23 protein-coding genes are annotated in these 23,623 nt (G+C 57.5%); 9 read left to right on the plus strand and 14 right to left on the minus strand.

The genetic code is table 11. From position 1 onward, the window contains the following. The first annotated feature begins 15 nt into the window (after window positions 1–15). The 6 genes from ABWV79_RS10845 (at window position 16) to ABWV79_RS10870 (ending at window position 6,238) form a co-directional block, all read left to right on the plus strand. Window positions 16–1,524, plus strand: coding sequence for an enoyl-CoA hydratase-related protein (locus ABWV79_RS10845; protein ID WP_353391884.1), 1,509 nt, complete (start codon window positions 16–18; stop codon window positions 1,522–1,524). Between the two features lie 402 nt (window positions 1,525–1,926). Beyond that, window positions 1,927–2,832, plus strand: coding sequence for a LysR substrate-binding domain-containing protein (locus ABWV79_RS10850; RefSeq protein ID WP_353391885.1), 906 nt, complete (start codon window positions 1,927–1,929; stop codon window positions 2,830–2,832). 88 nt (window positions 2,833–2,920) lie between these two features. Continuing rightward, the gene (locus ABWV79_RS10855; protein ID WP_353391886.1) at window positions 2,921–4,102 is read left to right on the plus strand and encodes a CaiB/BaiF CoA transferase family protein; all 1,182 of its coding nucleotides are present in this window, start codon (window positions 2,921–2,923) and stop codon (window positions 4,100–4,102) included. Continuing rightward, window positions 4,099–4,809, plus strand: coding sequence for a glutathione S-transferase family protein (locus tag ABWV79_RS10860; protein WP_353391887.1), 711 nt, complete (start codon window positions 4,099–4,101; stop codon window positions 4,807–4,809). The genes ABWV79_RS10855 and ABWV79_RS10860 overlap by 4 nt, the downstream gene beginning before the upstream one ends. 28 nt (window positions 4,810–4,837) lie before the next feature. Further along, on the plus strand, window positions 4,838–5,251 hold the full coding sequence (locus ABWV79_RS10865) for a GFA family protein (protein ID WP_353391889.1): 414 nt from the start codon (window positions 4,838–4,840) through the stop codon (window positions 5,249–5,251). A 78-nt stretch (window positions 5,252–5,329) separates the two neighbouring features. Beyond that, entirely contained in the window at window positions 5,330–6,238 is a 909-nt protein-coding gene (locus ABWV79_RS10870; RefSeq protein ID WP_353391890.1) for a carbon-nitrogen hydrolase family protein, read from the plus strand. A gap of 9 nt (window positions 6,239–6,247) precedes the next feature. Here the strand turns inward: ABWV79_RS10870 and ABWV79_RS10875 are convergent, their stop codons facing one another. Both ABWV79_RS10875 and ABWV79_RS10880 read right to left on the minus strand, forming a co-directional pair. After that, window positions 6,248–7,876, minus strand: a complete 1,629-nt coding sequence (locus ABWV79_RS10875; RefSeq protein ID WP_353391891.1) for an FAD-binding oxidoreductase — start codon at window positions 7,874–7,876, stop codon at window positions 6,248–6,250. Between the two features lie 80 nt (window positions 7,877–7,956). Continuing rightward, window positions 7,957–8,577: a glutathione S-transferase family protein gene (locus ABWV79_RS10880; RefSeq protein WP_353391893.1), complete on the minus strand. Its 621-nt coding sequence runs from the start codon at window positions 8,575–8,577 to the stop codon at window positions 7,957–7,959. 112 nt (window positions 8,578–8,689) lie between these two features. Here ABWV79_RS10880 and ABWV79_RS10885 point away from each other — a divergent pair, with 112 nt between their 5' ends. Next, window positions 8,690–9,589 (plus strand): LysR family transcriptional regulator, encoded by a 900-nt coding sequence (locus ABWV79_RS10885; protein ID WP_170355217.1) that lies wholly within the window; start codon window positions 8,690–8,692, stop codon window positions 9,587–9,589. Between the two features lie 29 nt (window positions 9,590–9,618). Here ABWV79_RS10885 and ABWV79_RS10890 read toward each other — a convergent pair whose 3' ends face one another. The 10 genes from ABWV79_RS10890 to ABWV79_RS10935 all read right to left on the minus strand — a co-directional run bounded on the left by ABWV79_RS10890 (window position 9,619) and on the right by ABWV79_RS10935 (window position 18,612). Beyond that, entirely contained in the window at window positions 9,619–10,440 is an 822-nt protein-coding gene (locus ABWV79_RS10890) for an inositol monophosphatase family protein (RefSeq protein WP_353391897.1), read from the minus strand. Continuing rightward, complete coding sequence (locus tag ABWV79_RS10895; RefSeq protein WP_353391899.1) at window positions 10,437–11,417, minus strand: zinc-dependent alcohol dehydrogenase; 981 nt, start codon at window positions 11,415–11,417, stop codon at window positions 10,437–10,439. Before ABWV79_RS10895 ends, ABWV79_RS10890 begins: the two co-directional genes overlap by 4 nt. Window positions 11,418–11,441: 24 nt before the next feature. After that, a complete protein-coding gene (locus tag ABWV79_RS10900) occupies window positions 11,442–12,263 on the minus strand; it encodes a RibD family protein (RefSeq protein ID WP_353391900.1) in 822 nt (273 codons plus the stop codon). Between the two features lie 36 nt (window positions 12,264–12,299). Then, entirely contained in the window at window positions 12,300–13,085 is a 786-nt protein-coding gene (locus tag ABWV79_RS10905; RefSeq protein ID WP_353391901.1) for a methyltransferase domain-containing protein, read from the minus strand. Then, window positions 13,069–13,464: a 6-pyruvoyl trahydropterin synthase family protein gene (locus ABWV79_RS10910; RefSeq protein ID WP_353391903.1), complete on the minus strand. Its 396-nt coding sequence runs from the start codon at window positions 13,462–13,464 to the stop codon at window positions 13,069–13,071. The genes ABWV79_RS10905 and ABWV79_RS10910 overlap by 17 nt, the downstream gene beginning before the upstream one ends. 12 nt (window positions 13,465–13,476) lie before the next feature. Then, complete coding sequence (locus ABWV79_RS10915) at window positions 13,477–14,550, minus strand: glycosyltransferase family 4 protein (protein WP_353391904.1); 1,074 nt, start codon at window positions 14,548–14,550, stop codon at window positions 13,477–13,479. After that, on the minus strand, window positions 14,547–15,449 hold the full coding sequence (locus tag ABWV79_RS10920) for a lysylphosphatidylglycerol synthase transmembrane domain-containing protein (RefSeq protein ID WP_353391906.1): 903 nt from the start codon (window positions 15,447–15,449) through the stop codon (window positions 14,547–14,549). Before ABWV79_RS10920 ends, ABWV79_RS10915 begins: the two co-directional genes overlap by 4 nt. Further along, on the minus strand, window positions 15,446–17,059 hold the full coding sequence (locus tag ABWV79_RS10925) for a sulfatase-like hydrolase/transferase (RefSeq protein ID WP_353391908.1): 1,614 nt from the start codon (window positions 17,057–17,059) through the stop codon (window positions 15,446–15,448). Before ABWV79_RS10925 ends, ABWV79_RS10920 begins: the two co-directional genes overlap by 4 nt. Then, complete coding sequence (locus ABWV79_RS10930) at window positions 17,056–17,676, minus strand: CDP-alcohol phosphatidyltransferase family protein (protein ID WP_353391909.1); 621 nt, start codon at window positions 17,674–17,676, stop codon at window positions 17,056–17,058. The genes ABWV79_RS10925 and ABWV79_RS10930 overlap by 4 nt, the downstream gene beginning before the upstream one ends. Window positions 17,677–17,877: 201 nt before the next feature. Continuing rightward, complete coding sequence (locus ABWV79_RS10935) at window positions 17,878–18,612, minus strand: endonuclease/exonuclease/phosphatase family protein (protein ID WP_353391911.1); 735 nt, start codon at window positions 18,610–18,612, stop codon at window positions 17,878–17,880. An 85-nt stretch (window positions 18,613–18,697) separates the two neighbouring features. On the opposite strand from ABWV79_RS10935, the gene ABWV79_RS10940 reads away from it, so the two are divergent. Next, window positions 18,698–19,279: a YceI family protein gene (locus ABWV79_RS10940; protein WP_353391913.1), complete on the plus strand. Its 582-nt coding sequence runs from the start codon at window positions 18,698–18,700 to the stop codon at window positions 19,277–19,279. A 165-nt stretch (window positions 19,280–19,444) separates the two neighbouring features. Continuing rightward, a complete protein-coding gene (locus tag ABWV79_RS10945; RefSeq protein WP_353391915.1) occupies window positions 19,445–20,287 on the plus strand; it encodes a cytochrome P460 family protein in 843 nt (280 codons plus the stop codon). A gap of 80 nt (window positions 20,288–20,367) precedes the next feature. On the opposite strand, the gene ABWV79_RS10950 is transcribed toward ABWV79_RS10945, so the two are convergent. Further along, complete coding sequence (locus ABWV79_RS10950) at window positions 20,368–22,527, minus strand: Tex family protein (protein WP_353391917.1); 2,160 nt, start codon at window positions 22,525–22,527, stop codon at window positions 20,368–20,370. Between the two features lie 65 nt (window positions 22,528–22,592). Next, window positions 22,593–23,615, minus strand: a complete 1,023-nt coding sequence (locus ABWV79_RS10955; protein ID WP_353391919.1) for an Ldh family oxidoreductase — start codon at window positions 23,613–23,615, stop codon at window positions 22,593–22,595. Window positions 23,616–23,623 lie beyond the last annotated feature (8 nt).

Raw genomic sequence — 23,623 nt, forward strand, 5'->3', positions numbered from 1 at the left:
ACGCAGAAGGAGCCGATGATGGCCGTGGATGTCTGGCGTCAGGGAGCCGTCGGTTTTGTCAGGCTGAACAACCCGCCTGTGAATGCCATCGGTCTCAGCGTTCGGCAGGGCCTGTGGGATGCGTTGGCTTGGGTTCAGGCACAGAAAGGTTTGTCGCGGGTGGTGCTGCATGGATCGCAGCGCGCATTTGCCGCGGGCGCGGATGCGCGAGAGTTTGACGCGCCACCGGTTGCGTCGCATTTGCCGGAGATTTTGAATGGGATCGAGGCCTCGGACGTGCCGTGGGTTGCGGCGATAACGGGGGTTGCGTTGGGCGGTGGGTGTGAACTGGCGCTGGCCTGCCGCTATAGGATCGCGGCGCCGGGTGTCCGGGTTGGCCTGCCCGAGGTAACGCTGGGCGTGGTGCCCGGCGCGGGCGGCACGCAACGCTTGCCCCGCCTGATCGGGATTGCGGCTGCGGTCGAGTTGATTGCAACCGGCAAGCCCGTTCCAGCTGAACAGGCAGAAGCCTTGGGGCTGGTGGACGGTATCGCAGAGGACCCGGTGGATGTTGCGCTGCATCTGGATGTAGGCACGCTGGAACTGTCTGTGCCGCCCGGATTGCGGGACCGGCCCGCCGCAGATGATACGGCGATTGCGGCCGCGCGCGCCGATGTCGCGCTGCGGATGCCCCACCAGATCGCGCCGCCACGGTCGATTGATCTGGTGGCCCTGTCCGCCACAACCACTTTGTCGGACGCAATGGCCCAAGAACGCGCCGCGTTTCTGGACCTGCGGCAAGGCGCACAAGCCCGCGCCCTGCGCCATATCTTCTTTGCGGAACGGGCTGCGCGAGGGCAGGACACCGCCAGCAACAACCACATCGCAAATCGCATGCTCGCGCGGTACCACGAAGCAGCGGATACGGTGCTGATGGATGGCTCGACCCCGTGGGAGGTGGACGAGGCCATGGTCGAATTCGGCTATACCATGGGCCCTTACGAGGCGCAGGACCTGATCGGTGTGGACACTGCTCTTGCCAATCGCCGCGAAACCGCCCCGCGCGACCCGAACCGCCGAAATATTCCCATCGCGGACCGGATGCTCGAGCTGGGCAAGCTGGGCAAAAAGGTCGGAGCAGGCTGGTATCGATATCCCGGCGGGGGTGGGAAGGTTGACGACCCGATCGTGGCCGACCTGGCATTGGAGGAGGCACATTTCGCAGGGATCACCCGCTGTGACTATTCTGAGGAGGAGATCAGGGACAGGCTGCTATGTGCGATGATCAACGAAGCGGTTGGTCTGCTTGACGAAGGGATTGCCTTATCGGCTCGAAGTATTGATCTTGTTACCGTAAGAAGCTGTGGCTTCCCACGGTGGCGTGGTGGGTTGATGTTTTATGCGGATACGATCGGGGCTGAAACTATCTTGGCGCGTCTGGATACCTATGCGAACGAAGACAGTTTGGTTTGGGCACCCAGCCCTTCCCTGCGATATTGCGTGGAAAACAACGTCCGCCTGTCTGACCTGTTTCCGACCAAGTGATGCTCGGAGACCCACAGTTAAACTTATCTGTTTAGAAAAGATCAGACGTTCGGGATTGTTGGAAGAAGAGTTCTCATGAACTGAGGAAGAGAAGTCAAAACAGCGGCTTGAGCCCGGAGTGGGCTTTCTGAATTCGCCAGTTCTGAGAGAAATAGACCCGTTTTTCAGGTCGATCCCCAGACGCCGGAATTCACTGCTTGTGCCGATGTTCTGTGCATTCGCATAGGAACATGGTTAAACGCCTGGAAAGGTAATATGACGCGAGTGAATAGGCGTTACGGAGTCATCAACCAACAGCGTTTTCTGGTTTGCTAAACACTGTATGAGATAGCCATGTACTGTGCGAAAGGGATTTGATCTGCTCTGGCTGTTCATCTCCCGAACGATGGCTAAGATGGCGCCATGTCCAAGGTCAGAGCGCGCATTCCACATGATTATTTTCCGCCTTTTGGTGGGTTGAAGTCCTTCTACGAGGTTGCTTTGACCGGCAGCGCCGTCAAGGCAGCGGAACGCTTGCAAGTTTCGGCGTCGTCTATCAGCCACCAGGTCAAGTCGCTTGAATCCGAACTGGGGGTCCGGTTGGTCGAAAACCGCAAGGGACGTCTGTTTCTGACCGCCGATGGCGCACAGTTTTTTGATCAGATCAAAGGGCCGATGTCCGAGATACTGCGCGCGACCGAGGCCATCCGTTCGATGCCGGGGCGCAAGCGGATATCTTTGACTCTGACGCCGTCTTTTGCAGCCGGCTGGCTGTTGCCGAGGCTTTCCGATCTTGAACGTAGCCACCCCGATCTTGAGGTCAATTTGGTCACCACAACACGTGTGGTTGATCTAGAACGGGAAAATGTTGATCTGGCAATCCGGCGGGGAATGGGCGAGTGGCCTCAAACGGTTGTAACTCCGCTTATGCGCGAAGTCATCGTGCCCGTGATGTCGCCTGCGTTTGCTCAGACGATTGGGGGTATGGCGCTGGCGGAAGTTTTGAAAACCCAGCGGGTTTTGGCAAATACGACCGTGGATGCAGAATGGGATCACTGGTGCCAGGCGCGGGGGTTTCAACCTCCGGCGGCCAATCAGCGGTATGGTCTTGAAACCTATGAATTGACGATTCAGGCGGCACAAGACGGTTTGGGTATTGCTTTGGGCCGCAGGCCGCTGGTGGATTCTTTGCTTTCTGCTGGCGTTCTGTGCGCGCCTTTTGATCTGCCCGACGCCGACAATATCGGCTATTATGTCGCGCGGCCCGATGGTGCCATGCGGTCCGATGTCAAACGGTTCCATGACTGGTTGCTGGCGCAAAAGAATTGAATTTTTTTCAACTCTTGCTGAGGTTTTTGCAGTACAAACCTGTTCCTTCACAACCTAGCTTCAAACTAAGGTTTGCAGGAGTTTGGCGATGGCCCAGTACAGTGACATTCAGCGCAACGGCCCCCTGTCGGGCATTAGGGTCATTGATCTGACCGCCGTTGTCTCCGGCCCCATGAGCACGATGATCCTTGCCGATCAGGGAGCCGATGTAATCAAGATCGAACGCGCCGACGGCGACTTTACCCGTCACGTGGCGACGCGCCGGGGAGGACATTCGGCCTCTTACCTGAACAATAACCGCAACAAACGCTCGGTGGTGGCCGATCTGAAAAACCCCGATGATATCGCCATGATCAAGACGCTGGTGCAGGACGCCGACGTGTTTATCCAGAATTTCCGCCCCGGTGTCGTGGATCGTCTTGGGCTTAGCTATGAAGTGCTGAGTGTGCTCAACCCCCGGCTGGTCTATATGTCCATTTCCGGGTTCGGGATCGAAGGACCTTTGGCCAATAAGCCTGTCTATGACCCGCTGATACAGGCGTTATCAGCGCTGACCACGGTTCAGGCCGGATCGGACGAGGAGCGTCCGCGTCTGGTCCGCACGATCCTGCCCGACAAGCTGACGGCGGTACAGGCCAGTCAGGCGGTGACCGCCGCGCTGTTTGCCCGCGAACGCACAGGAAAGGGCCAGAAGGTCACGCTGTCGATGCTGGACACAGTGGCGGCTTTCCTCTGGGCCTCGGACATGAACGGCCACACCTTTGTGGGCGATGAGATGGAGGTTGAGGCCAGCCAGTCTTTCCATGATCTGATCTATGAGGTGAAAGGCGGATATCTCAGTATTTCGATCATGCAGAACAAACATTGGGAGGCGCTGGCCCATGCCACAGGTCGCCCTGATATCATCGACGACGAACGCTTTAAAACGACCGAGTTGCGCGACATCAACCGGGACGCGCGGCTGGACTTGACGCAAGAGATGGTGCGTGACCTTGACCGCGACACGTTGTTGACCGCACTGGAAGAGGCGGGTGTCCCCTGCGCCCCTGTCCTGACTCGACGCGAGATGCGCCAACATCCGCAGCTCGAGGCCAATGGTATGTTCGTCGAATATGACCACCCGACTGCCGGTCGCCTGCGGCAGACCCGGCCGGCTGCGGTGTTTCACGGTACTCCGGCAACCGACTTGCGCCCCGCGCCGGAACTAGGCGAACACACTGCCGCGGTTCGCGCGAGCCTGGCCCCAGACCCTCTGGCGGATGCATCATGATTGACTTCTATTACTCCCCCACACCGAACGGTTGGAAAGTCGCGATCATGCTGGCCGAAACTGGTTTGGATCATCGCACCATTCTTATGAACCTACGCGGTGGCGACCAGTTCCAACCCGACTTTCTGGCGATCAGCCCTAACGCCAGGATGCCGGCTATTCTGGATCATGACGCAGACGGTGGCCCGCTGAGTGTTTTCGAAAGCGGCGCCATCATGTTGTACCTGGCAGATCGCAGCGGCCAATTTGGCCCCGAAACCCAACGCGAGCGGATCGCCTTTACCGAATGGCTGTTCTGGCAGGCAGCCAATCAGGGTCCGATGGGCGGTCAACTGAGCCACTTTGTGAACTATGCGCCGAAAGATCAGCCCTATTCCCACAAGCGATACAAGGGCGAGTTCGAACGGTCTCTGGCGGTCCTAGAGAACCGGCTTGAGGGGCGCGAGTATATGTTCGACCGCTATACGATCGTAGATATGATGTGTTTTCCGTGGGCCTTCATCGCGAAACCTTTGGGCGTTTCATTGGATGCTTTTCCAAACGTCGCCGCCTGGCGTCAACGGATCAAGGCACGCCCTGCCGTTCGTGATGCGATCAACCTGCACAAAAACGCTCAGTTCACGGGCAAAGCCACGGCGCAGCAGAACGAAACCCTGTTCAATCAATCGGCCGCCCACCTGATGCCAACAAAAGAGAAATCCCAATAAAACCAAAACCACCAGCAAGGAGACACCAATGCCCAAGATCGAAGGAAGCTGCCTGTGCGGACAGGTCACCTATAGTTCCAGCGCCGATGAGCCTGCCATGATGGTCGTCTGCCACTGTCCGGATTGCCAGCGGCAAAGCGGCTCGGCCTATTCGACCAATGTGCTGGTGCCGACCGCGTCGATCGCATTCGAGGGTGACAACCGCAGGACCTATGTGATGAACGGGGCATCCGGGCAGCCGGTGACCCGCAATTTCTGCGGTAATTGCGGCTCGCCTCTATCGACCGAGATGCCGGCTTTTGGTGACCTTGCGGCGGTAAAGGCGGGGACGTTGCAGGACAGTTCATGGGTCAAGCCCTCGATCCAGATCTGGTGCAATTCTGCGCAACCCTGGGGCCCGGTTTCGGATGATATGGACGAAGCGCCGGCCAATCCGGGCTAAACGTCTGATTTGACACCCTGGCCCGTGCCTGATGAGATAATGCGCGGGTCATACGTAAAACGAGCAGGACATTGCCTTATGAAAGTTGCCGCTGTTCAGGCCGCTCCGGTCTTTCTTGATCCACAGGCCAGCACGGACAAGCTGATCGCCCTGCTGCGGGATGCAGCATCCAATGGTGCCGAATTGGTTGTCTTCCCCGAGGTGTTTTTGTCCGGCTATCCCGTATGGCTGCGCGCCCCGAGCGTGGCCCATAATGATGAGCTGCTGAAGACCGGGCATGTGGCCTATCTGAAGTCCGCGATTACGACCGACGGCCCCGAGATTGCTGAGATCTGTGCCGAGGCAACTGACCTTGGCGTCGCTGTCATGACCGGGATCGTTGAACGGGCTGGGTCGGGCGGTTCGGTCTATGCCTCGTTGGTGACAATCCTGCCCGACAAGGGTGTCGTGAATGTGCATCGCAAGCTCAAGCCGACGTTTCACGAAAGGCTGCTATGGGCCGATGGGGATGGGCATGGTCTGGCCGTTCAGGATTGGAAAGGCATCCGGGTCGGCGGTTTGAATTGCTATGAAAACTGGCAGCCTCTGGCCCGGCAAGCGCTGTACCAGCAGGGAGAGCAGTTGCATATCGCAACATGGCCAGGAGATCTGGACGTAACCGACCACATCACACAGTTTATCGCGATGGAGGGGCGGGTTTATGTTGTTTCGGTCTCGGGTCTGCTGCGCAGTAGTGACATTCCTGACAGCTTCCCCTTGCGAAAACACGTAACGGAGGGGCGCGATGTCATCAACGACGGCGGTAGCATGATCGCGGCACCCGGTGGCAAATTGATTGCGGGTCCAGTCACGGGCGAAGAGATCACGCTCTATGCTGAGATCGATGTGGATCAGGTCATCGCCGCACATCTGAAACTGGACCCGGCAGGGCATTACAGCCGTCGCGACATCCTTAGCCTCAACCATAGCAAACAGCGGTTGGACTAACGGCAGCGGTCAGGCAGAGCCGAAGGTTTCATAGTGGATTTGGCTTCCGTCTATTCCGGCAGCTTCTAGACCTGACTTCAGATCAGTCACGAATCCGGCGGGACCGCAAAGCATGTAAAGCGCATCCGCACCGGCACCGAGCGCCAGAACCTCTGCGGCCGTGACACGGCCTTCTGCGTCGAAATCACGACCAACCAGATCGCCGCTGTCGGGTTGGCTGAAAAACACGCGTTTCCGTGCGCCGCGGGTCGCCGAGATCAGGCGGTCTGTTTCTTGGGACAGTGCATGGTGCCGACCGTTGCGTGCGCCATGCACGAACCATACCTGGCGTCCGGTATTCTGTTGCGCCGACTGATGCAGCATGGCCATCATTGGTGTCAAACCAACACCCACGCTGACCAGAACCAAAGGGCGTGTTGAATCAGGTATCAGAAAATCACCAGCCGGAGGGCGGGCTTCGATCGTGTCTCCTATTTTGATGCTGTCGTGTAAGAATTGCGATGCAGTCCCACCTGGCTCGCGCTTTACAGTGATCCGGTAAGTGTCTTCACCGGGTTTGCCCGACAGGGAATAAGACCGACGTATCTTTACATCATGCGCAGGTATTTCGAGGGCGATCGGCAAATGCTGCCCGGCTTGAAAGGGTGACAGAGTATCGCCCTCGGCCGGAGCGAGGTGGAACGATGTGATCCCCTCGGCCTCGGATTTCTTGTCGACTACGGTCAGGTTTTGCGACGGGGCAGGGTCCGCTGACCAACGTAACGAAAGTGCCTCGGTCCGTTCAATCACCGCGTCGATCGTAACGTCGATCATGCGCAAAATGTTTGGATCACGCGCTTCTTCGGGCGCCCAGTCGATCTTGGCGCGCCCGGTCAGATGCAAAAGTCCACCGGTTGCGAAATCGACAAACAACAATCCGACACGGGGGTCCTGCAGCAGATTTCCAATCGTGTTGAAAAAGTTGTTCCCGGAATAATCCGGTATGCGCAACCGAGTTGGGCTGATTACGCGCACGAACCCTGGCTCACCGCCTCTATGCGAAGCGTCGTACCCATCCGAGGCCGCCTTTTGCGGGGCGTGATGACCGGAACCCAGGAAAAGCGTGTCAGCGGCACGGATGCGAGCGATTTGGCCGGGGCTGAGATGGTCGGATTCTTGGGCGTCTGTGGGCACGGTTCGCGGGGCGCGCCACCAGTCGCGTTCATTGATGTACTGCGGGCAGTTTCCGAACGTTTGGCGAATGTCTATGATCAGCCCTTGGTCCGAACGTCGGGTCCGGCCGCTAAGACGGTTGCGGCGCCTTGTGGCCAGTTCGATCCCGACGACCCCAATATCGGTCCCTTCCTGCAGGCTGTGTGCCAGAGGATCCAGCGAGTCAACTTGTGTATCCAACGTCAGGCGTTCCGGATCAGGAGACCCGATGAACCCATCAGGCCCTTCGATGATTGTTGCCCAGACCTGACCGTCCGAGTCACCCGAGGCGACGACGAGAAACGGTTGCGCCTGATAGAACGTACGGTGCTGTTCGGGCATGAAATCGCGTATATAGCGTGTTCCGATGGTGGCAATATTATCCGCGCCGGCGCGTTTTTGTGCGGCCAGTTCACCGGCATGGAATGGGGTATCTGCATCGACCATCGGTTCACTCCTTCTTTTTTTCCCAATACTGGGAACCCTTGCCCGAAGCTCTTTACACTCAAGTTTCGGGCAGGTTTGGTTCAGGCCACGAGGCCCGCAGCGGTGGAGGGCATCGGTTCAAAGCCATCCAGGACTTCGAAACGCGCGATCCAGGCCCGTACGTTCGGGTAAGGGTCAAGCGAGACATTCCCCTCGGGCGCGTGGGCGGTGTAGGAATAGGCAGCTACATCTGCAATGGTCGGGCGGTCGCCAACCAGCCAATCACGCCCCTCAAGGCCATTTTCTAACTTTTTCATTGCCTTGGCGGCAGTGGCCGCGGCAAAATCGGCATCCAACGGAGCACCAAAGACTGTAATCAAACGTGCGGCACATGACCCGAACGCAATTTCACCTGCAGCAAGGGTCAACCATTTCTGGACAGTAGCTTCTCCGACTGGATCGCTGGGCATCCAGTCAGACGCATATTTCCGCGCAAGGTACACCAGAATTGCGTTCGAATCCGATACGACGACGTCGCCATCTTGCAAGACCGGCACTTGACCGTTTGGGTTCATGTCCAGAAATTCTGGTGTCTTGTGCTCTCCGGCAGCCAGATCAACAAAGTTGGTGTCATGCGCAATTCCTGCGAGTTGGGCGAAGACCAAAGCACGATGCGCGTGACCTGATTTCGGGAAATGGTGGATACGAACTGCGTTGGACATCTGTTGGCTCCTGTCATTCATAAGCTGTGTCTGACGGACAGATAACTCTTGCGAAAGTGGATGATAATTGTCAGATTTTGCGAATAATTAGGCCCTGAAAGGGCGCAATAAAATGGACAAGATTGATCGAATGCGCGCATTCGCGCTGGTGGCGAAAAATGCTTCTTTCACGTTGGCGGCGCAGCGGATGGGGCGTTCATCTCGACTGGTCAGCAAATATGTTGCTGATCTGGAAGAGGCATTGGGCGTGCAGCTTTTGAACCGTACGACACGCAGCGTATCCCTGACAGATGCGGGAGCGACGTATCTGGCAATGTGCGAACCGCTGCTGGATGGGTTTGACGAACTTGAGGAAACAGTCCGAAACGCCCAGAAATCACTGCGCGGCGTCATCCGGATTTCGGCGCCGACCGGCTTTGGCTCGGTGCGGCTTGCGCCGTCTCTTGCGGCCTTTGCAACCCAGCACCCCGAGGTCGAGATTGACCTGAACCTGTCCGACCGCAGGGTGTCGATCATTGATGAGGGTCTGGACCTTGCTATCCGGATAGGTCCGATGCGCGACAGTTCACTGAAAGTGCGTCAACTGGGGCAAATGCCGTTAATCGTATGCGCATCCCCCGCGTATCTGGACCGCGCAGGCACGCCGACAGACCCGCGCGCCCTGGCGACACATGACTGTATTCTTGACGGTAACATGTCCGAGCCCGGGCTGTGGCGGTTCGATATCAAAGGCGAAGATGTGGCGGTTCCCGTTAGCGGACGGTTGCGCGCCAATGCCCCCGCAGCTTCGGCGCGTCTTGCGATGGATGGTGTAGCAATCGCACGATGTCCTGCTTACACAGTAGCTGAGGCTCTCAGGTCGGGTGCTTTGATCGAACTGTTTGCTACTTACCGTGTGGCACCTTATGTCGTCGCCGCTCTTTTCCCGCAAAATCGCCGTATGACGACCCGCGTCAGGCACCTGATTGACCACCTTGCAAACGACGACCTCATCACAAACGCAGGCGCGTGACCAGGCGGGGGTATTTGTCTAAGATCACCTCAGACAATGAATTTGCGGAACGTATTTGCCAAGGCTGCGTTACTTGCCAGAAAAGAGCCTGACGAGAAGATGTCTTGATCCGGCCAAAGCGGCTGCACGACCCCTTTGGCTTCCTGTACCAACAGAATTCCTGCAGCAATGTCCCACGGACTCAGGTTCCGCTCCCAATACCCTTCAAGCCGCCCGGCGGCGACATAGGCAAGGTCAAGGGCCGCAGCGCCGTTTCTGCGAATACCGGCACACTCTGGCATAAGTCGTTCAAGGTCCTGAAGGGCAGATTTCAGATAGGTCACACGCCCCCCGGCAGGGACGCCAGTGGCAAACAAAGCTGCGGTCAGATCACCTTCGCCGCTGACCGATATCTGTCGCCCGTTCAAAAATGCGCCGCAGCTGCGTTCGGCTGTGAACATTTCGGCTTTCTGGGGATCGTAGATCAACGCAGCCAGTATATCGTCGCCATCACACAACGCTATGGATATGGCCCAATGGGGAATACCCTTGAGGAAATTCGTCGTCCCGTCCAACGGATCCACCACCCATCGCAAAGCCGTCCCGATGCCCGCGCGCGTTCCAGTCTCTTCACCGAGCCAACCATACTTGGGATAGGTCGCGGTCAGGTGCAGATTGATTTCCGCTTCTGCCGTGCGATCTGCGTCGGATACGAAATCGCCTTTGGATTTTTGCGAAATGTTTAGCGTGTCGCGGGTCTTGAAGGCTTGTTGCAACCCGGCCCCGGCGCGAAGCGCGGCCCGTGCCATCGCTTGCATGTGTTCAGACGCCTTGGGCGACAGCCAAGGAGTAACTTCCTGCGGCAACGTCATCTGTTGGAATACCGTATTCTATGGCAGAGGGTCGATGGATCTTCCAGAATAGACCCGTAGTTCTCGGGAAGATCTGCGAAATCAGTTTCACCCGAAATCAAGGCGTCCAGAACTGGGTCAGCCAACAGGTCAATCGCCTTGGTTAGCCGCTTTTTGTAGTCCCAGCGCGCTCCCATATGTGCGGAGATACGACCGACTTGGCTGCTGATGATCCGCAACCGCCTTTGATGGAATCGGGTACCAAGCGGCACGGTCGTGAAGTGATCACCATACCAACTGGCCTCGATAATCGTTGCTTCGACACCGGCAGCGTTTATTGCTGTCGCCAATCCGCTTGAGGTGGCTGAGGTGTGGATGACCATGTCTGCGTCTTCGGGCACGTTTTCGGGGGTGGTAAATGCACAACCCAACTGTCCGGCAAGCGCGGCCTTGTCCGGGTTGATGTCCACTATGCAAACCTCGGTTCCGGGCGTTCTGGCACACAGGTATCCGGTCAGCGCGCCGACAACACCGCCGCCAACAATGGTCACTTTGCTGCCTGCGCAAACGCCCGCGTCCCACATGATGTTCAATGCTGTTTCCATATTGGCCGCCAACACGGCGCGGGCAGGAGGAACGGATGGATTGATCGAAATGGCCGCATGTGAGGGTATGCTGAACCGTGTCTGGTGGGGATATAGCGCGAATACAGTCTCACCCTTACGCGGTCCGGATTGAACGGTGCCAACAGCCGAGTAGCCATATTTGACGGGGAAGGTGAAATCGCCTTGCTGAAACGGCGCACGCATGGTGTCATGTTCGCTGCGCGGTACCTGACCGTGAAACACAAGCCGTTCGGTGCCCCGGCTGATGCTCGAGAACAGGGTGGACACTTGTATATGGTCCGGGCCATCAAGGATGTCCGTTTCGCGTATTTCAGTGCTAGCGGCTTTAGTAATCCATAAAGCCCGTGTTGGCGGTTCTGGGTTGGCGGTCATTGTTTATAGTTCAACTTATTCGCGTTAGGACGCATGAGCAGCGGTCCGGCACGGTAAGGGGTAGGTAGCCACTTGTTCATGTCGAGGTTCCAGTCTGCAGTCAAACAGCACGTCTGTACCCAAACCATAGACGTCCGTCTTAGGCCGAAGGGCCTGCGCCAGGCTAGCGACCGGTGATGTGGTCAGCCCTTGTGGTCCGGCCCCAATCAATAGGGGTGCAACCGCGACATGCAGCCGGGTCAGCAGCCCTGCTTCAAGAAACTGAGCAATCGTGATGCCGCCACCTTCGATCAAGACGCGGTTCAATCCACGCTGACGCAAGGCGCCCAGGATTTGTGCCGGCGAAATCCAATGGGTGCGGGGCAACTTGACCACTTCGATATGGTCAGGACGCGGTGCATCTACCGATTGGATGACTATGCACCGGGCGTTCATGTCTTGCATCAGACCGATATCGTTTGGCATCCTCCCGTTTGGGTCAATGATCACGCGGACCGGATTTTGACCTTTTACGAGGCGAACGGTGAGGCGTGGGTTGTCATGCAGTGCAGTTTTAACGCCGATCACAACCGCATCCGACAAAGCCCGTAGACGGTGTAAATGTACCAGCCCTTCACGACCAGAGATGTCTTTGGCATCGCCTGAAACAGTTGCAATCCGTCCGTCCAGTGATTGCCCGATCTGCCCGATCACCTGACCCGAGGGGTTCGGCTGTGCTAACGCTCCATAGACAGAGATGGCCCGCTTTTCGCCTTCCGTCCAATCCGGATCGCACAGACAACCATGACCCGCTCGAACGGCAAGAATGCGGTCCCATACCCTGGGTGTTACGTCAATGTCGTGCATTGGTTTCTCCGCATTCTGTATAGAGTTGAGCGACTGTCATCGCGGTACCGATAAGTGGTCAGTGTGCCCAATCGTCCCAAGCGTTTCCGCGACCGCGACCGCGCCCCGCCTGTCTATTCCCCAATCGAGGGCGTGTTTCTCGCCCGCCTCGTGGGCTGCCTGCGCGATTCCGTCTAAAACTGCGTCATGCAGTTGGGTCTCTTGCGGCCCCAACCGCCACGGGCTTTGTGCGGAAGCAACAGTGTAGCCCACTATTTCGCTCAATTCCGCAAACCGTGACCCGGATAACGGCCCCAGCGCTGGTCCCAAACCTTTGTCGTTCGTCTGGTGCCAGTTGAACGCCCGAGTGACGACACAGTCACGTTCGTCGTTGGGCGTCCAGCTCATTTGGCCATCGTAGTTCAGGGCCGTGTAGATTGGTATGCCCGCTTCGGCTGCACGGAGGATCAGAGCATTGATCCAGCTTTCGGGCATAAGATCGAACAAGGCCGAAGCCGTGATCAGGCCGACGTCCCCGAGCGGCAGATTTTTTACGTCACCGAGATTGCCGACGACGCATTCGGCTTCGGGATGGCGATCACTTGCAATACGCAACAGGGTCGCGTCGTTGTCGAAAAACCGCCAACGCATCTTGCCGAACCCTGCTTGAACAAATGCGCGGGCCGTTGATCCGGTGCCACTGCCCAGATCCAGTACAATGGACCCATCTTGAACGCAGCTTGCGGCACTAGCGAGCAGTTTTGGATCGCGGGCCCGGTGATCGGCTGGTTCCCGAAGATTCAGCCAATCCGGTTCAAAGCTGGTTTCAGATGTCTGCTTCATACCACCCACGCGCCACATGGCTTTCGTGCAGCTGCACCCGAACGCGTTTGACGCGGCCATTGTCGCCCAATCCGCTGGTTTTTGCGACCGCCTTGAGTTGATCCCAAATGTGATAGCAAAGAAACTCTGTCGTTGTGATCTTGCCCTTGAACGCGGGGACTTCGTCCAGATTGGCGTAGCGTAGCGGGGCAAGCGTGTTGGCCAGAGCCTCGGTGGCCAAGCCGATATCAACGACCAGACCGTTTTCATCCAGATCTTCGGTGTAAAACGCCGCATCCACCACGAAGGTCGCGCCGTGCATCCCTTGCGCGGGGCCAAAAACAGGAGAGGGTAGGGAATGCGCGATCATTACATGGTCGCGGACTTCAACAGCAAACATAGGCAGTCCAGTTCATTTCGTGGGTCCAAAGGGGAAAGGCGGCGCAAGTGACTCGGCCACCCGTTTGATGACATCGGCGAAATGCCGGGTTGTGTCGTGCCAGCTCGGCAACCCTGCCGACTGTTCCAGTGAAGCATGCGCAGCTTTCGCCAACTGATCCGGGTCTTCCAGCAGGGTGCGCAATTCGGCTGCAAAGGCATCCGGTTGATCGGCGGGCACAAGACGCCCGGCATAGCCAACCGTTTCGGGGACCGCGCCGACTGCGCAGGAAACAACCGGCAGACCGTGCAGCATCGCCTCGCTCAGGACCATACCGTAGCCTTCGTATCGTGTGGCCAGAGCGAACATACTTGCGCGTCGGTATGCATCCTCGATGGCGGCACCGTCGACCTCGCCCCTTAGTTGGATACGATTAGCTAACCCTGCATTCGAGACCTGTGTCTGCAATTCTGCTGTATAGTCTGGGTGTTGCGGGCGGCCGATAATTTCCGCCTGCCAAGACAAGTCGGCAATTTGCGCCAAAGCAGAGATCAGAACGTCGTGGCCCTTGCGCGATGACAATAATCCAACACTCAGGATCAGCGGTGGTGAAACAGGTGCTGAACCAGTCATGGGGCGCAGGAAGCCGGGGCTTGCCACAGTGATCCGATCAGGGGACACACCGAAATCGGCCCAAAGCGTCTCCCCGATATGGGTGCTGGTCACGATGACATGGGCGACATGTTCCAGCACTGCGGCCTCGTTGCGGATCAAATCCTGTGCGCGAGCGGGATCTGTTCCGGTTTCCAGCCCAAGCGGATGGTGGACAAGCGCGATCACAGGTGCGGCAATACTGGCGACACCTTCGGGTGGCATGGCGCCCAGTGCCAAACCGTCCACGATAACCGGGGTAGAGGCAGGAACGGCCCGCAGAGCATTCAGCGCAGTTTCCATGTCATGCGCAGGTGCATTCGGAAAACTGCTGGGCAGTTCCAGATGCGCGGTTGGGCAGCCGATTTGGTTCAACAAATCCAATACGGTCGCATCATAGATATAACCGCCGGTGCGCTGGTCTTTGTCTCCGGGTATCGCAAAAACGGCGCTCATGATGCGTTTTCCAAGGGATTTGTGTTCAACTCAGCTTCGGAGGGCATAAAAACAAAAGCAACCGCAGGCAGGGCGGCCAATAGCATCACAGCACCATAACAGATACCCATCGCGATCCCAGCTTCGGGCGATGCCCCCAGTATGGGAAAAAGCGCGGCGGCGGCGCCCTCTCTCCATCCCCAACCGGCGATCGACAACGGAACCAGCATGGCGCAAAGGACCAAGGGCAGAACTGTCACGCTTGCCTCAATCGATAGTTCCTTTCCAGTAGCACGGGCGCATGCATAGAGGCCGAAGATCAACAGAGCAGCGGCCGTCATGGCATGAGCCGAAATCTCTGGGCGGACCATCAGCACAAGGCAGAACTTCGTAAAACGGGCTGTCTTTTGAGCCGACGCCAGCCAGATCAACACACCGAAAGTCAGGGTAACGCCAGCTCCCAGCATCCATCCTGTCCCGCTGGGCCATTCGATTCCACCTAGCCACAATAAACTAACGGACAGACCGGCAAAAAGGACCGCAAACAGAGCCACCTGGCCCATAAGCCGCTCGGCCACGACGGATTGCGCTGCGCGTTTCAGGTCGCCATGCTGGCGTGTTCGGATTGCACGGCTGACATCGCCAACGACACCACCGGGTAACAGCGAATTGGCGAGAAGAGCTAGATAATATTCCTTTAGCGCTGCGCGGTAAGTGATCTTCAGCTCCAACGCTCGCGCGGTTAGCTGCCATCGCCGTGCCATTGATAGGGTGCTGCAATTCAGGGCAAGGATTGCTATCACAATCCAGAACGGCTGAGCTTCGCGCAGTCTTTCCCAGACCTCTCCGGCCGCGCTCCACCACAAGACGACGCCCAACAGCGCGAGTGATCCGAACAGTCGGTACAGGCGGCCGCTCATCTCGATTCTCCCGCCAATTGCCCCGAAGATGTGAAGGCTAACAGGAAATCATCGCGAAACGTATCCATCCGACGCACCGGGCCATCCGCGGCGGGCGCTAGACCGTCAGTCCAGCCCCAGTGGTCAATCAAAGACAGAACATCTGTGGGGCCGATAACATGGATCGGGACATCGCGATTGTCACTGCCAGCCACAAAACCTGCGGCTTGATGATCTCCTGCGACAATAACGAGTGGTGCTTGCTTGCCCAGTTTTGCCACATGTGAAAATACCGCTTGTAAACTGTAATCTATCGCGCGGCGATAGGCGTCCCGCACATCATCGTGATCCTGCCATAACTCGCGCGCGGGGGGACCGTGCTCGGCCATCGGTGTGAAAACGGTTCCATCGCCCAGGTCCTGATCCCTGATCATCCGCGGGATCGGTGTCCATGGCGCGTGGGACGAGATCAGCGCCACTTGAATGAAATCAGGCCGTGGGTCGGGCGGTAGCAAATCCTGATAGGTCGCCAGAGTGAACTGATCAGGCATAGTCACCCAGCCAAAACGTTTTCCGCGATAAGGAATGTCCGCGGCTGCAAATATGTGATCGAACCCCATCACGGCGCTTTCGGGCCACGCCAGCGTAATCGCAGGCATTATCGCCGCCGTGCGATAGCCGGCATCCCGCGCATAGTGAAACAACCACTTTCGATTGCTGACCAGCATTGCGTTGTAGCGTCCGTTATCCGACGTCCAAAGGCCGGTCGACAAGGCGCCATGTGCCAGCCAGCTTTCGCCACCTGCCGTGGGCGAGGTCAGCCAGCCGCTTTTGACGGACAGTCCCGCTTGCGTAAGGGCCGTCTCGGCACTTTGCAGCGTCGGCAGGTGGGTTTCGGAATACAGTGGATTATCAAAGCTCGCGCGGCCATAGCTTTCAATCCAGATCAGTAGAACATCGCGGCCCGAAAGCCTATCCAGCAAACCTTGCGCCTGTCGCATCGGATCTGCCCGCGCCTCGCGACGGAACACAGCCAGATCGTCAACGGTTGCCTGCATCTCGGTCCCACGCTTGAACACCAGCCGCGATGTCCATGCCGTGCCCGGAGGGCTTTGATCAAAACGCCAGTATTTTAGGTGATGCCCGGCGTCTGCTACGGCCCAGGATCCTGTGATCATTATGCCAAGCACCGCAGCCGTCTTCGTCCAAACGGGTGGTGACAGAGCCCCCCAAGCTTTCAGCCCAAAACGCAGCAATACGAAAAAGATGGCCACCAGCGCGCCGCCTGTGACCGCCATCGCGATGGCCAAGGGCCTGCCAACACTGTCTTGCAACAAGCCAAAACCTGCCTCGATCAAAAATGTATCGACGATTGGATTGAAGGTGCGATTATACGCGGTGAACGTGGCGTAGTCAGCGAGTTTCATCAGGCTGGCTGCGACCAAAAGGGCCGCCAGAATTGACGCCACCCCAGGGATCCTTCCAAACGCGATCATGAACAAAAGGATCACGGGCAATTCCAGCGGCCAGCGATTCAGCGCAGACCAATTCATTGTGCCGGGATGGTTGGGCAGGACCAAAGCGCAAAAGACCAAAAAAGCGCCGAGGATAAGTGCGAAAGATAACCTCATGAGTTGCGGCTCAGCAGCCAACGGATATCCACGCCAAATGAGTAACTCAGCGCGATTGACGCACTGATGGAAATCGGCGCGATCAGAAAGGGTGGTGCCAGCGGGCAAGTCAATATCAAAAGTGCCGCGATCTGTACCACGCAGATGGTTTTGCGACGAAAGGATGGCCTAAGCTCTCCTTGCAGCCGGGGTATTGCCCAACCAGCGATAACAAAGGCATAGCGAGCAAAACCAAGGATCAGAACTTCGGCCTGTGTGGTCCCGGATAGTATCAGCCACAGCGCAAGCACTGCACCCAAGGCGGCATCGGTTTCCATGTCGAACCGCGCGCCAAAGTCGGATTGCAGGCCAGAGCGGCGGGCCAGCCAGCCGTCCAGGCCATCCATCGCAAATGCACTTGTTCCAATACAGAATATCACCCAGCCCGACACAGTGTCGGCGACAAAAAGCGTGCCGAAAAGGAACGCCACAAGGGCCGCGCGCAGCAAGGTTACGGTATTGCAAAGGCCCAGCACCCTGTAAGGGTACGAAGTTGCCAACCCCAGCCCGGCAAGGGCCGAGGCCACGAAGAACGCAAGCAGAACCCAAAACACAGTTGGCAGGGTTAACCATGCCAAGATTGTCAGCCCACACCCAATCAAACCTACCTGAAGCCAAAAGGAGGTCAGGGGCGACATCAGCCAGAGAGACTGGCGGTCGGTTGTCACGCGCTGTGACGCTTGGACTTTGGTTTGCGGTGTCATAATCTATTGTGATCTAGCGTAGATTTCCCTTTTGACTAATCTCTTAACAAATGCCGAGCGTCATTATTCAGGTGATCACGAAACCTTGACCGAAGCAATCAATGGTAAATGGTCTGACGCCATGCGCAGATTCGGCGTCGACATAGCCTGTGCATCAAAGACCGCGTCAGGCCGATCAGTCATAATGCGGTCCAGAGGCAACAAAGGGCGGCGTGACGGAAAGGTCGCCCGGGCAGGTCCTGCAAGCTTTTGCCCAACAAGACGTCTGTGAAACATCAAACCACCCCACGGCCGCCATTCGTTCAAGTCACCCAGAAGAATTGTCTGCATCCTGGGACGGCGCCGCAAATATTGCCCGATGATACGCATTTGTATGACGCGCAAGGGTTGGAACAGCGATAAATGCGTTGAGAGAATTCGCATATCGACGCCGTCTCGCAGGGTCTCGACCACGACCGCGCCGCGGTGGCAATGCCCCGGAAGATCGACAACATCGCGGTGGGTCACCTCAAGAAGCGGATGAAGAAATAGAATGGTTCCCAGGAACCCGTCGCTTTGTGATCCCCATCGCATCGCATGCTGATCATGCTGGTAAACCAAGCCGGTGTCGGCCTGTATACGGCGCATGTCTAAAATTCGCGCATGTGGCCGGCACTCGCCATCGGCCTCCTGCAAGGCTAAAACGTCCAGCCGAAGAGGGGCCAGATCAGCAGCGATGGTTCGATGGACACGATCGGGATCAACCCGCTTGTCCGCTCCCTTGGCGCGGTGAATGTTCCAAGTGGCACAAGTTAGACGGGCTAAGCGCATTTAGTTTACTTTGTCGGTGCAGGGCGCGGGCTATATGATTGTTTGACTACCTTTATCTAGTTCGACAATCGTCAAGGGACCAGCCATGCGCAATATTGCTTTAAGCTTTCTGATCGCAACCTCTCCAATCGCAGTGGCCGCCGAAATGGCGAGCTACGAACTGGACCCCGAGCATACGACGGTGTTTTTTGCCATAGAACACATTGGATATGCCGACACGCTGGGGATATTCGGCAATGTGCAGGGTATTTTCGACTATGATACCGAGACGCAGGAACTGGCGAATGTTCAAGTCGCGATCGATGCCAAAAGCGTCAACACCTTTAACAAGGCGCGTGACGGGCACGTTAAAAACAAGGATTTTCTGCATGTCTCGGAATTCCCCGAAATCACTTTTGTCGCAGAGTCTGGTACAGCCGCCACGGACAATGCGGGCACAGTGACCGGAGACCTGACGATATTGGGCGTGACCCAGCCGGTGACACTGAACGTGACGTTGAACAAGGCTGAACCCTACCCGTTTGGGCACAAACGGTTTGTGCTTGGGCTTTCGATAGAAGCCTCCATCAAACGCAGCGACTATGGAATGACTTACGCGGTCGAGAATGGCCTTGTGGGTGACCTTGTGAATATAAAAATCGAAACCGAAGCTATGCGGATTGAATGATGCGTTTCGGCCTGCACCAAGCTTAAAAACGGTCTCATTTTTTTGTGCGCGTTTGTGAACGGTGCATCCATTGCGTGCGTAGTCCATGTGCCTAATGTCCTGACCACAGCAAGCATCGCCGTTTGTCACGTTTCGGGCGGCTGCCAGCCAGTGAAAGGACATTTGATGAAATCGTTGGTAAAAGCCGCACTAGGGGCCGCCATAGTTGGCACCTCGTTAGGGACCGTTGTGAATGCCGGAGATATCCAGGCTGGTAGTGAAACGGCGGCGCAATGCGCCGCCTGCCACGGTAGTGCTGGTATCAGTACGGCCGACAATTTCCCAAACCTTGCCGGTCAAAAAGAAGGCTACATCAAAAAGCAGTTGATGGCGTTCAAAACCGAAAGCCGCAAGGATGATCTGATGAACGCCATCGCAGCGAACCTGTCCGACGCAGAGATCGATAATCTGGCCGCTTATTTCGCCAGCCTGCCCGGGGGCGAAGCTGGGGCGGTTGCCAGCAATGACACGGGTCTTGACGGATCGTTGATGGCGTTCCCGAAGGATCATGAAACCACGTTCACCCGTTATCACCGCAAAGACTATGACGACCGTAAACAGGTTCGGTTCTTCAGCGGTAACGATTTGGCGCTTGAAGGGGTCAAGACCGGTCTGCCGTTCAAACCTGGTTCGTATTTCCTGGTCGAGATTTACGACGCTAAAAAAGACGCTGATGGTAATCTGCTAAAGGACGCTGAGGGTAAATTGATTGCTGGCGAGCGTAAGCTATTTACGGCAATGGAAAAGCGCGACGGGTGGGGGGATGATGTCCCTGAAATCTATAAGAATGACGATTGGCGTTATTCGGTCTTTGAGGTCGACGGCTCGAACAAGGCTAGTGTGAACGAAGCTCCGTGCATGGCCTGCCACAAGCCGCTGACCGAGGATGACTACGCGTTTACCGTTGACTGGGTCGAAGACTTCCACGCGTCACAAACGGCTGGCTATTCGCACAAGATCGTCGAATAATAGGGCACTCGCCTAACTGTAGATTTCTGAAAACCCCGGTTGAATTGCCGGGGTTTTTTGCTTGTGCAAGGCGCCCAAGGCTATCCCTTTTTCTTGCGCATGCTCAAACCAATGCGTTTGCGCTTGGTATCCACATCGACGACGGTCACTTTGACAATCTGGCCGGTTTTGACCACGTCATGGGGATTTTTGACAAACCTGTCGGCCAACTGGCTGACATGCACCAGCCCGTCCTGATGAACACCGATATCAACAAACGCGCCGAAGGCGGCGACGTTGGTCACGGTGCCTTCCAGAACCATTCCGGGCTTTAGATCGGAAATCTCCTCGACACCTTCGCGGAAAGTCGCTGTTACAAAACTTGGACGCGGGTCGCGCCCGGGTTTTTCAAGCTCGGCAAAGATGTCTTGGACAGTCGGAAGGCCAAATCTGGCATCGACGAATTGCTGCGGTTTCAGCCGTTTCAGGGCCTGTTCATTCCCCATAATCTGCCGAATGTCTCGCCCGCAGGCAGAAACGATGCGCCGGGCTACGTCGTAGGCTTCGGGATGCACCGAGGATGCATCCAGGGGCTCTTTGCCGTCCCGGATGCGCAGAAACCCTGCGGATTGTTCATAGGCGCGTGGTCCCAACCGCGCGACGTCCAAAAGTTCGGACCGCGTGGCGAACGGGCCGTTGATGTCACGATGTGACACGATGGCTTCGGCAAGGCCAGGCCCCAGGCCCGAGACGTGCGAAAGGAGCGGGGCAGAGGCGGTATTCAGGTCCACCCCGACGGCGTTTACGACATCTTCGACCGCGGATGCCAGCGACTGCGATAACCGGTGCTGATCCACATCGTGCTGATATTGGCCCACTCCGATTGATTTGGGTTCGATCTTGACCAGCTCGGCCAACGGATCTTGCAGGCGCCGTGCGATTGAAACAGCGCCGCGCAGTGACACATCCAGATCGGGAAACTCACGCGCCGCGAGTTCCGAGGCCGAGTATACCGAAGCGCCTGCCTCGGAAACCACCACCTTGGTGGGCGCTTTCACTGACTTGGGCAGCAGTTTCAACGTGTCGGCGACAATCTTCTCAGTTTCGCGGCTTGCTGTGCCGTTGCCGATCGCGATCAACTCGATCTGATGCGCTTCGATCAAAGCCATAATGCTTGTCTGCGTGGCCTTCAGTTCGTTTTTCGGTTGAAACGGATACAGCGCGGTGGTGGCGATGACTTTGCCGGTTGGGTCGACAACAGCCGCCTTCACACCGGTACGAATGCCGGGGTCCAATCCCAGCGTTGCCTTGGCACCTGCTGGTGCGGAAAACAGCAAATCCTTGAGGTTATTCGAGAACACCTGAATTGCGTCATCCTGCGCCCTGCTGCGCAGATCGGCCATCAATTCAACCATAAGGGACAGGGACAGTTTAACCCGCCACGTCCAACCCGCCACCTTGCGAAGCCAGACGTCTCCGGGTGCATCGCTGCGAGTGTGCAAACACGCAGCAACGATGGCCTCGGCGCGCGCCACTCCTGTCTCGGGTTCAGGCGCGATATCAAGTGTAACAATACCATCCTTGGACGCGCGCAGCATCGCCAACGCGCGATGAGAGGGCGTATTCGCCCAAAGCTCGACATGCTCAAAATAGTCGCTGAACTTGGCACCCTCCGTTTGTTTGCCGTCGATGACTTTGGACGTCAGATACGCTTCGCGTTGCATGAAGCCGCGTAAATCGCCAAGCAAGCTCGCATCCTCGGTCAATCGCTCGGCGATGATGTCACGCGCGCCGTTCAGGGCATCTTTGGTGGTGGGCACGGCTTCGGTTACATAGCGCTCGGCCAGTGCCTCAGGATTGGCCGAGCGGTTTGTCAGGATCGCATCGGCCAGCGGCTCCAACCCGTTTTCGCGCGCGACCATGGCTTTGGTGCGGCGCTTGGGCTTGTAAGGCAGGTAGATGTCTTCCAGCTGCGCCTTTGTGTCCGCCCGAGTAATGGACTTGACCAGATCGTCGGTCAGTTTGCCCTGATCCTTAATCGAGCCCAGAATCGTTTCGCGCCGCGCTTCAAGTTCGCGCAGATAGGTCAGCCGGTCAGACAGCGTGCGCAGTTGAGTGTCGTCCAACCCACCCGTCGCTTCTTTGCGGTACCGCGCGACAAAGGGAACGGTGGCCCCTTCGTCCAGCAATTTCACCGCAGCACCGACCTGTTCGGGGCGGGCGCTGATCTCTGTGGCGATGGTGCGGGCGATGCGGTCCAAGGGGGCCTCCTGAATATTATCCGGAGGACCTACTTAGCCAGCCATATGCCGAAGGGAAAGAGGCCTTACACCTGAGCGGCTAGCGCCTGCAAATCGTCGTGCAGCGTTTTGGCAATTTCGACGTAACCACGTTCAGTGTTGCGGGCCCTTGCGGCAAAGCGCCTTTGCGAGGGCAAGCGGGCGCCCTGACCGATGATATCGGCGAACAAACGCTCGGCGCGGGTATCATTTGCGGCCAAACGGCCGCCGCTGAACTGGGCCGTATCAAAAGCAAGAATGATCTCGCCGTGATAGGGCGCGCCGCCCGCGCCTTCGGCGTATTCCATGCTTTCAAGGCTGGTCAAATCGTCGATCAAAGGGCCTGCCATCAGCTCGATCATGATCGACAGGGCCGAGCCCTTATAGCCGCCAAAGGTCAGCATTGCGCCCTCCATCGCCGCCTTTGGATCGGTCGTGGGTTGGCCGTCCTTGTCGATGGCCACACCCTCGGGCAGGGGCTTGCCCGCGCGTCGATAGAGTTCAATTTCACCGCGGGCAAAGGCACTGGTGGCAAAGTCGAAGGTAAACGGGTCTTGCCCCTGACGCGGCCAACTGAAGGCCAGCGGGTTGGTGCCGAGGCTACCGCGCGAGCCCCCCGCAGGGGCGACCCAGGAATGGCTGGGCACCATCGCCATCGCGGCCAGGCCAACCGCAGACAAGCGCTCGACCTCGGGCCAGAGCGCCGAGAAGTGAAAGCAGCGGTTGATCGCCATGGCGGCAATGCCGTGGGTTCGCGTCTTCTCGATCAGTACCGGCAGCGCCTGTTCGAAGGCCAGCAAGGACATGCCGCCCTGCGCATCCACCCGAACGATGGCATTGTCCGAATGTTCCAACACCGGCGCGACACGCCCATCGATCTTGCCCGCTTTCATGGTGTCGTTGCACATGAACAGGCGGAACAACCCGTGAGACTGGCAATCGTCGATTTGACAGGTCGCAAGCATCCCTGCAATTGCGTTAGCGTGGTCCGTTCCAAAACCGGATTTCGTCAAGATGTTGAGGCTAAGGGCCTTAATCTCGTCCAGTTCCAGTTTGACCGTCTCGTTCATGCCCCGCC

It is taken from the genome of Ruegeria sp. HU-ET01832 (assembly GCF_040371315.1).
Taxonomy (GTDB): domain Bacteria; phylum Pseudomonadota; class Alphaproteobacteria; order Rhodobacterales; family Rhodobacteraceae; genus Ruegeria; species Ruegeria lacuscaerulensis_A.

Bases quoted from the DNA above. Each gene is read 5' to 3' on its own strand.
- ABWV79_RS10935 (WP_353391911.1), bottom strand. From the start codon at position 18,612: ATGCGCTTAGCCCGTCTAACTTGTGCCACTTGGAACATTCACCGCGCC.
- ABWV79_RS10955 (WP_353391919.1), bottom strand. From the start codon at position 23,615: ATGAACGAGACGGTCAAACTGGAACTGGACGAGATTAAGGCCCTTAGC.
- ABWV79_RS10905 (WP_353391901.1), bottom strand. From the start codon at position 13,085: ATGAAGCAGACATCTGAAACCAGCTTTGAACCGGATTGGCTGAATCTT.
- ABWV79_RS10885 (WP_170355217.1), top strand. From the start codon at position 8,690: ATGGACAAGATTGATCGAATGCGCGCATTCGCGCTGGTGGCGAAAAAT.
- ABWV79_RS10890 (WP_353391897.1), bottom strand. From the start codon at position 10,440: ATGACGTTGCCGCAGGAAGTTACTCCTTGGCTGTCGCCCAAGGCGTCT.
- ABWV79_RS10915 (WP_353391904.1), bottom strand. From the start codon at position 14,550: ATGAGCGCCGTTTTTGCGATACCCGGAGACAAAGACCAGCGCACCGGC.
- ABWV79_RS10910 (WP_353391903.1), bottom strand. From the start codon at position 13,464: ATGTTTGCTGTTGAAGTCCGCGACCATGTAATGATCGCGCATTCCCTA.
- ABWV79_RS10855 (WP_353391886.1), top strand. From the start codon at position 2,921: ATGGCCCAGTACAGTGACATTCAGCGCAACGGCCCCCTGTCGGGCATT.
- ABWV79_RS10860 (WP_353391887.1), top strand. From the start codon at position 4,099: ATGATTGACTTCTATTACTCCCCCACACCGAACGGTTGGAAAGTCGCG.
- ABWV79_RS10940 (WP_353391913.1), top strand. From the start codon at position 18,698: ATGCGCAATATTGCTTTAAGCTTTCTGATCGCAACCTCTCCAATCGCA.
- ABWV79_RS10865 (WP_353391889.1), top strand. From the start codon at position 4,838: ATGCCCAAGATCGAAGGAAGCTGCCTGTGCGGACAGGTCACCTATAGT.
- ABWV79_RS10850 (WP_353391885.1), top strand. From the start codon at position 1,927: ATGTCCAAGGTCAGAGCGCGCATTCCACATGATTATTTTCCGCCTTTT.
- ABWV79_RS10845 (WP_353391884.1), top strand. From the start codon at position 16: ATGATGGCCGTGGATGTCTGGCGTCAGGGAGCCGTCGGTTTTGTCAGG.
- ABWV79_RS10945 (WP_353391915.1), top strand. From the start codon at position 19,445: ATGAAATCGTTGGTAAAAGCCGCACTAGGGGCCGCCATAGTTGGCACC.
- ABWV79_RS10880 (WP_353391893.1), bottom strand. From the start codon at position 8,577: ATGTCCAACGCAGTTCGTATCCACCATTTCCCGAAATCAGGTCACGCG.
- ABWV79_RS10900 (WP_353391900.1), bottom strand. From the start codon at position 12,263: ATGCACGACATTGACGTAACACCCAGGGTATGGGACCGCATTCTTGCC.
- ABWV79_RS10920 (WP_353391906.1), bottom strand. From the start codon at position 15,449: ATGAGCGGCCGCCTGTACCGACTGTTCGGATCACTCGCGCTGTTGGGC.
- ABWV79_RS10875 (WP_353391891.1), bottom strand. From the start codon at position 7,876: ATGGTCGATGCAGATACCCCATTCCATGCCGGTGAACTGGCCGCACAA.
- ABWV79_RS10895 (WP_353391899.1), bottom strand. From the start codon at position 11,417: ATGACCGCCAACCCAGAACCGCCAACACGGGCTTTATGGATTACTAAA.
- ABWV79_RS10925 (WP_353391908.1), bottom strand. From the start codon at position 17,059: ATGAGGTTATCTTTCGCACTTATCCTCGGCGCTTTTTTGGTCTTTTGC.
- ABWV79_RS10870 (WP_353391890.1), top strand. From the start codon at position 5,330: ATGAAAGTTGCCGCTGTTCAGGCCGCTCCGGTCTTTCTTGATCCACAG.